Genomic DNA, 7,539 nt, shown 5'->3' with positions numbered 1-7,539 from the left:
TTTTAATTTTGCTATCCATAGGTATGTATGTATTTACCAACCACAGGATAACACCTACAACTACCAGTACAATTAAAATAGTAAGAATCGGCATAATATTTTTTTTAGTTTAAATCAAAGGTCATGCCTTTTATTATTTTTATTGTTACACAATACTTTAAATAATTTACATCATTCACACATTGCCAACTTTATTTTTTATTCAGGGAAAAATTATTTCAGGTATTTTGAATTATTGCATGTTATTTGTAACAATTACAGCATACTGCTGTTATTTTAAGGGAAAGTTTATTAACCTTACGGGTTAAAAATAGTTTTATTAATTGCTGCTTGCTGTATAAAAACTTGTGGGGTTTTTTGCGCCATCTTATGTAATCAACTACTAAATTTTATAAATGAATTTACGTTCCGGCTATCCCTTTTGGTTAGCAAAAAATGGATTGCCTTTTGATTATCCTAAACTTGAAAAATCAATAAAGGCAGATGTAATTATTATGGGAGGTGGCATATCCGGTGCCCTTATGGCTTATCATTTAATAAATGCAGGCGTTAATTGCATTGTTGTTGATGCCCGCAGCATTGGTTTGGGCAGCACCTGTGCCAGCACCTCTTTACTGCAATACGAAATTGATACACCGCTTTGCCAATTGAAAGAAAAGGTGGGTTTAAAAAATGCTGTACGCAGTTACCAGCTTTGTGCAGATGCCATTAGTAAATTGGGCAATATCGCCAAAAAAATAAAATTTACGGATTTTGAATTTAATAACAGTTTATACTATGCGGCTTATAAAAAAGATATCAATTTTTTAAAAGAAGAATTTTTAATAAGAAAAGAACAGGGCTTTAAAGTTGAATACCTGAACGAAGCGTCCGTTAAAAAACAATTTAATTTTACAGCCCCGGGTGCAATACTTTCTGAAGCCGGTGCCCAAACCAATGCTTACTCTTTCACGCATTCACTTTTGCAGTTTGCTATTGCAAAGGGGGTAAAGGTTTTCGACAGAACACCAATTGCTAAAATTGCACATCACAAAAATGGTGTTACACTTACAACAGAAACAGGATTTACTTTAAAAACAAAAAAACTGGTATATGCCACCGGTTACGAAGCAGTGGAATTTATTGATAAACAAATTGTTGACCTGCATTGCACTTTTGCCTGTACCAGTGAGCAGGCAAACCAAAAACAACAATTTTGGAACAAAGATGTATTGATATGGAATACTGCCGACCCGTATTTGTATATGCGGAGCACCAAAGACAGACGGATTTTAATTGGTGGCAGAGATGAAGAATTTTACAGCCCTGCTAAAAGGGATTTACTTTTGCCCGGTAAAATAAAGCAACTGGTAAAAGATTTCAATAAAGTTTTTCCTGATATTGAATTTAAACCTGAGTTTAGCTGGGCCGGTACTTTTGGTGCTACAAAAGATGGTTTGCCTTTTATTGGCAATTATAAAAAATTACCTAACAGTTTATTTGCGCTTGGCTTTGGCGGCAATGGTATTACTTTTAGTTTAATAGCAGCTGAAATATTAACATCCGAAGTTACCGGCAAAAAAAATAACGACGCATCTATATTTTCGTTTGAAAGAATATAAAATAATGAGCGTACTTGGGGTACTAATTATTTATTGCTTAATAGTATCTTTTGTATTTACCGGCGGTGTTGTAATAATTCCTTTTTTCTTATTTATTGCTTCCTGCTTTTTTAACTCCGCAGCTTTTTTGGCTTCAGCCTTTTTCTTCTTTCTAAAATATCCCCTTAATAAAATATTATTTTTTGCAGCTTCCATATTTTCATTAAGCCCTTTTGTTGCATTTTGTACATTCAGCATTGTTGAGTCCAGTGCTTTGCCCAATTTACCATCATTAATTTTAGTAGTAAATTTTGCAAACTGACCAGTGCTGGTTTGCAGGTTGGTTAATGTACTTTTAAGACTGTTAGAAAATCCTTCATCTGAAATTAATTTAGACAATGCGCCATTGCTGTTATTCATTTTATAACTAAACTGGGCAAGCTGCGCCGTTATAATACCTGCATTATCCACGCTTGTTTTTACACTGCCCATTACATCTTCCATTTCAATTGGGTTTTTGGTAGCCAGCATATCATCATCTTTAACTACTGCAGCTGCGGATGTACCCGGAGAAATGGTCAATACCTTATCTCCCATTAATCCATCTGAACCTATACTTGCTTTTGCATCTTTTTTAATAAATTGCTGAATTTCTTTTCTTATCACTAAATCTACCATTACAGATGTATCGGTTATCAGTTTTATATCATCTACTGTGCCGATGTTAATACCGGAAAACCGCACATTGTTACCCACCTTTAAACCACTAACCGTTTTAAACTGTGCTTTTAACAGGAATGTAGAGCCGAAGATATTTTTCTGTTTGCCAACAAAATAAATAGTTACCGCAAAAGCAACCAACGCAATTACTACAAACATCCCTAATTTCCATTTATAACCTGTATTATTTTTCATATCTTACTTTTAATGAATGATTATATAAAAAAAGAACGCACCCATTCGTCATTACTTTTTTCCAGTTCTTCATACGTGCCTTCTGTATGTATTACGCCCTCTTTTAAAATTACCACCCTGTCGCCGGTAAGTTTTGCACAAGCCATATCATGCGTAATAATTACCGAGCTGGTTTTATTTTTTTTCTGGATGGCCAATATCAATTCACTTATCTCTCTTGAGGTAATGGTATCCAAACCGGTAGTAGGTTCATCGTACAAAATAATTTCGGGTTTTAAAATAAGTGTACGTGCCAAACCAATTCTTTTACGCATACCACCCGATAATTCAGCGGGCATTTTATCAACAGCTTCTGCAAGGCCCACACTTTCCAATGCATCCATAACAGCTTCTTCAACCTGTGCAGGAGAAAGTTTTTTTGAATGGCGCTTTAATGGAAATTCCAGGTTCTCCCTTACCGTCATAGAATCGTATAACGCTGAATTTTGAAAAAGAAAACCGATCCTTACCCTTAACGCATTTAACTCGCTGTTATCTAAATTACTGATATCTGTATCAAAAACTTTTATAACACCTTCGTCTGCCTCTACCAAACCCACTAAACATTTAATGGTTACAGATTTACCAGAACCTGATTTACCCAGCACAACCAGGTTCTCGCCTTTTGTTACAATAATATCTACTCCTTTTAAAACATCGTTTTGCTCACCAAAAGATTTGCATAATCCTTTTATATCAATAACGGTTTGGTTACTGTGTGCTTCAGGTGGCGGTATGTTTATTTGTTCCTCTATCATTATTATTTTAGAAAAAAAGATCTGTTATTTGTACTGCAAGCATATCAATAATAAATATAGCCAGCGATGCAGCAACCACTGCAGAGTTAGCCGCCTTACCTACACTTTCTGTTCCGTTGGCGGCAGTAAAACCTTTATAGCATCCAATTAAACCAATAAAAAAACCAAAGAAAAATGTTTTAATAGTTGCAGGAAAAATATCTAAAAATTCAAGCGATGCCAGCACTTTTGAAAAGTAATTGTAAAAGTTAACATCGCTGTGTATGTTAATACCTGCATAGCCGCCCAAAATACCAATGCCATCAGCAAATATTACTAATACAGGTATCATTAATGTAGTTGCCATTATTCTTGTAACTACTAAATATTTATAAGGATTAATGGCTGATACTTCCATTGCATCTATTTGCTCGGTTACTTTCATGGAGCCTAACTCGGCACCAATACCCGAAGCAATTTTACCTGCACAAATCAATGCGGTAATTACCGGTGCTATTTCTCTTATTAACGAAAGAGCTACCATACTTGGCAACCACGACTCTGCACCAAACTCTGCCAATGTAGGGCGTGATTGCAATGTAAGCACCAGGCCCATAATAAAACCTGTAATACCCACCAGCGGTAAAGATTTATATCCAATATTATAACACTGCCTTATGAATTCTTTAATTTCAAAAGGCGGCTTAAATACTTCTTTAAAAAATCTGGTGGTAAACAGCGTTACATTACCTGCATCGGTAAAAATATTCTTTAAATAAACAATCAAAATTTCATTCTTTTATAAGTGCTTTAATTATGTATTCCGGTAAATATTATGTGACAGCCTTTTCATAAATCATCATTATACAATTCCTGTGCCTTTATATTCAGCTTTATGATAGTGGGAGTTGTGTAATATATTCCCCAATTATTGTAAATGAAGGGGTTGTTTTATTTTAAATTGCGGTATTATTTTCTACTGTTAATGGCGAGAACTTAAAAAATGGGATGCACAGTTTTAAAAAATGATGGTAAAACGGCTATTTAACGAACATTACATTGGGAATGCCTTCAATAGAAGTTAATAATCCTGACTTATGTAAACCAGAAGATTGTTGTGGCGCTTTTTTTGAAAAATTTTGTGTGGGGGAATTTAGAACAGGAGTTTTTTCAGTAAGCGTTGGTTTATTGGTTGCTGGCACTGGTAATTTTTTATTGGGCAAAGATGGGTAGAAGAAAAGATACAATAGTACAACCAACTGGAAAGCGGCTGCAAAACTATCTCTTTTAATACTTTTCATTTTCTTAATTGAAGGGTTGTGAGATTTTATACAGTTGCAAAGATGTATAATTTATTTGACAGAACTGTTACATAACTTTTAAATAATATTACAATATTCACACTTTATAAATGCCTGTAATTTTATGCTATTTTAAAAATTAGTTGTTGCAGTATTGGCATCGGCTGTCTCCGTTAGTATTTCTTTTTCACCTGCATTAATCAATTCCACTTCGCAAGAAATTTTTATTTCGTCACCTACCATTAAACCACCGGTTTCTATTGCACTATTCCAGGTTAAACCCCATTCGCTTCTCAGTATTTTTCCGGTAATTGTAAATCCTGCCCTCTCGTTTCCCCAGGGGTCGTTTATAATTCCACCAAAGGCTACATTTAATTTTACGTGTTTAGTAATTCCTTTCATCGTCAAATCGCCCCATAATTCATGGTTACCATCAGCATCCGGCTCTTCTATTGTATTTGCAGTAAAAGATATTTGCTTATGATTTTCAACATCAAAAAAATCAGGGCCTTTTAAATGCTCATCACGTTTAGGATCTCCGGTGGTTATTGCAGCCGCATCAATCCATAAATTAATTTCAGCTGTGGTAAAGTCTTTATCGGTGGTACAAATGCTGGCATCAAATGTTTTAAATGCGCCTTTAACATGCGAAATCATTAAATGCCTTATTTTAAAACTGATATCGCTGTGTGCCAGATCAACCGACCATTTTATTTGTTTTGCCATTGTAGTTATTTTTAAAACGTTGCAGTAAGTGGTAATGTAAAATGAGGGAACGGATTGTTTTATTTCCTGAGTTTATTTAAAGCGGATATAAAGATGAACTGCTTTATGCTTACAACTGTTATATAATTAAAAGAAAAATTTATATCATTACCACGTTTACTGCTGCTCTTTTGTAGGAATAATAAAAAGTGGAATTAAAGTTTGGCGCATAACATTTTCTGTTACACTACCCATAACAATTTGCTCCAGCCATTTGCGGCTGTGAGAGCCCATTACAATTACATTTGCAGTAATATTTTTTGCTGCGGCTACTATGGCATCTGCCACATCGCCTTCTGTAACCATTATTTCGATGGTATCGTCGCCCAAATGTTTTTTTGATTTCTCCAGAAAATCAGTCGATGTTTTTTTCAGGTGATCAACTATGTCCGGCTGCATAATTTCAGTATCCATATAGCCGCCAAAACCCATTATGGGTGAATACATTGCCGAAGAATAATATACAGGATCAGCAACCACATGCAGCAATACTACCTGTGCATTCATGGCTTTAGCAAGGGCAAAACCATCTTCTGCAATCTTTTGTGCAGTAGGATCATAATCCAGTGCAATCAAAACTTTTTTCATTTGATTTATTTTTTTTCAACAATAAAATAGAGGGCTGTTTATTCACCTTTATCTTCTTCCAGATCATTATGATTATCGCCACCTAAACTGTAATAATTATTTTCTTCATCTTCGTTTCCAATAGCCTCCTGTTCATCATCCAGTTCTGCGCCGGGAATGTCCAGATCGCTCCCGGAAATATCTTCACTAAAATCTTTTTCATTATTTTGCTCTGTTTCATCCATTTCATTCGGCGCTTTTATTTTACTGATATCTTCAGGATCTGCGTCTTCTTCTTTTAAAAACTTATTATAAATGTCTTCTTTGGCCGGATAGTTTATATCGTTCAAATGATCTTCATCCTCATTACGCAACCGGGTGCCATTTTTTTTATCACTCATGTTTTAGGTAAGTATTTTTAGAGAAAATTATTTATTATAGCCATTACCGGCATATTTTTTTAACAGGATACCTAAAGAATTGTTGTATTCTTTTAAATTTTTTATGGCTATTTCAGGATCGCCTGTTTCGGGGAGGGGAACAGGTATTTCATTTACATACTTTGCCAGCAAAGGAAACCTGTCCAGTAAGGCAACGGTATTTGTAAGCATATCATTTTTGATATCCAATGGGGTTTTCATAAGGCGGTACATTTATAAAAAGTATTTTTTTTCATTTAATTTTTACTGCTCCGTATTAACAGCAGCTTATTTTAATAAAAATATTCAATACAAAGATGGTTACTGCTGCAATTATAACTGTTATATAATTAGTAAAAAGATTTATATTATTCACAGTTCTTAAAGAAAATGACAGTAATTTATTTCAATACTTCATCAGTTGGCGTTCCGCTTTCTCCCGCATTATTTTCTGGATAAATACTTTTAAGTTCGGCTTTAAATCTTTTTACTTCTTTTATGTTACGCAGTATCAAAAAAATAATTAAGGGTATAAATGCAAGCGAAACTAAAATTATTAACATCCACATCATAATTTTAAATTTAAAGTTATTGCTGAATTTGTTGCCAAAGTATTTTAATAACGTGTTTTATTTTTAGCTTGCCGGTATAATTTTTATTGATTTTCTTTCCCCATTTTTACACTGTATAAGTTTGTCTTTTACTGCCCGATCTTATACAGGCCTTTGCTATTTGCAACATTGTATCCAGCTCAAAAGGTTTAATAATATAATCATCAGCACCAAGTTTTATGGCGTTTGACCTGTCAATTGTTTCTGCATTTGTAGTGGAGAAAATAAATGGTATTTCGCTTGTAGCAACGCTGTCTAAAAGCAATCGCAAAACTTCGTGCCCATCAATTCCCGGCTTAGGTGTATCGCAGATTACCAGATCGGGTATAAATTCCCTGGCAAGTTCAATTCCTTTTTCTGCGTTGTTGGTAGAAAAAATATAATACCCTTCCATTTCAAAGTATTCAATCAAATTTTCTAAAATATTGAAGTTGTCTTCAATAAGCAAAATTGATTTCATTTTCATTTTTTGCAGTAGATGAATTGGGGGTTAAAAGATTAGTAAGTTAGCCATCCTTAAAATGATAAGCATTACACAATTGATTTAATGATTTATATAATTCACATGCCGGAAGAAGTATATCTTTTTTAAACGCCGCGGTCTT

The 7,539-nt window shown here is 34.2% G+C and carries 12 protein-coding genes; 1 reads left to right on the top strand and 11 read right to left on the bottom strand.

The annotated features are described in order from the left end of the window. Positions 1-94, bottom strand: a 94-nt coding sequence (locus ACY65O_RS13620; protein WP_462221407.1) for a Thivi_2564 family membrane protein, incomplete at its 3' end; no start/stop codon positions are given. Between the two features lie 301 nt (positions 95-395). Here ACY65O_RS13620 and ACY65O_RS13615 point away from each other — a divergent pair. After that, on the top strand, positions 396-1,601 hold the full coding sequence (locus ACY65O_RS13615) for an NAD(P)/FAD-dependent oxidoreductase (RefSeq protein ID WP_462221406.1): 1,206 nt from the start codon (positions 396-398) through the stop codon (positions 1,599-1,601). 30 nt (positions 1,602-1,631) lie between these two features. On the opposite strand, the gene ACY65O_RS13610 is transcribed toward ACY65O_RS13615, so the two are convergent. From ACY65O_RS13610 to ACY65O_RS13565, 10 genes are all read right to left on the bottom strand, one after another. Continuing rightward, positions 1,632-2,495: an MlaD family protein gene (locus tag ACY65O_RS13610; RefSeq protein WP_462221405.1), complete on the bottom strand. Its 864-nt coding sequence runs from the start codon at positions 2,493-2,495 to the stop codon at positions 1,632-1,634. Between the two features lie 20 nt (positions 2,496-2,515). After that, positions 2,516-3,292, bottom strand: coding sequence for an ABC transporter ATP-binding protein (locus tag ACY65O_RS13605; protein WP_462221404.1), 777 nt, complete (start codon positions 3,290-3,292; stop codon positions 2,516-2,518). A gap of 7 nt (positions 3,293-3,299) precedes the next feature. Further along, a complete protein-coding gene (locus tag ACY65O_RS13600) occupies positions 3,300-4,058 on the bottom strand; it encodes an MlaE family ABC transporter permease (protein WP_462221403.1) in 759 nt (252 codons plus the stop codon). Between the two features lie 253 nt (positions 4,059-4,311). Beyond that, complete coding sequence (locus tag ACY65O_RS13595; RefSeq protein ID WP_462221402.1) at positions 4,312-4,572, bottom strand: hypothetical protein; 261 nt, start codon at positions 4,570-4,572, stop codon at positions 4,312-4,314. Positions 4,573-4,704: 132 nt separating this feature from the next. Continuing rightward, a complete protein-coding gene (locus ACY65O_RS13590; protein WP_462221401.1) occupies positions 4,705-5,298 on the bottom strand; it encodes a YceI family protein in 594 nt (197 codons plus the stop codon). A gap of 156 nt (positions 5,299-5,454) precedes the next feature. Then, positions 5,455-5,925, bottom strand: a complete 471-nt coding sequence (locus ACY65O_RS13585) for a universal stress protein (RefSeq protein WP_462221400.1) — start codon at positions 5,923-5,925, stop codon at positions 5,455-5,457. A 38-nt stretch (positions 5,926-5,963) separates the two neighbouring features. After that, positions 5,964-6,305: a hypothetical protein gene (locus tag ACY65O_RS13580; RefSeq protein WP_462221399.1), complete on the bottom strand. Its 342-nt coding sequence runs from the start codon at positions 6,303-6,305 to the stop codon at positions 5,964-5,966. 27 nt (positions 6,306-6,332) lie between these two features. Beyond that, complete coding sequence (locus tag ACY65O_RS13575) at positions 6,333-6,545, bottom strand: hypothetical protein (protein WP_462221398.1); 213 nt, start codon at positions 6,543-6,545, stop codon at positions 6,333-6,335. A 179-nt stretch (positions 6,546-6,724) separates the two neighbouring features. Continuing rightward, positions 6,725-6,895: a hypothetical protein gene (locus ACY65O_RS13570; protein WP_462221397.1), complete on the bottom strand. Its 171-nt coding sequence runs from the start codon at positions 6,893-6,895 to the stop codon at positions 6,725-6,727. A gap of 106 nt (positions 6,896-7,001) precedes the next feature. After that, a complete protein-coding gene (locus tag ACY65O_RS13565) occupies positions 7,002-7,394 on the bottom strand; it encodes a response regulator (RefSeq protein WP_462221396.1) in 393 nt (130 codons plus the stop codon). Positions 7,395-7,539 lie beyond the last annotated feature (145 nt).

Source organism: Ferruginibacter sp., from assembly GCF_031430955.1.
Taxonomy (GTDB): Bacteria; Bacteroidota; Bacteroidia; order Chitinophagales; family Chitinophagaceae; genus Ferruginibacter.
Note: the sequence above shows the minus strand (reverse complement) of the source record. Positions and strands in the feature narration are given on the sequence as shown.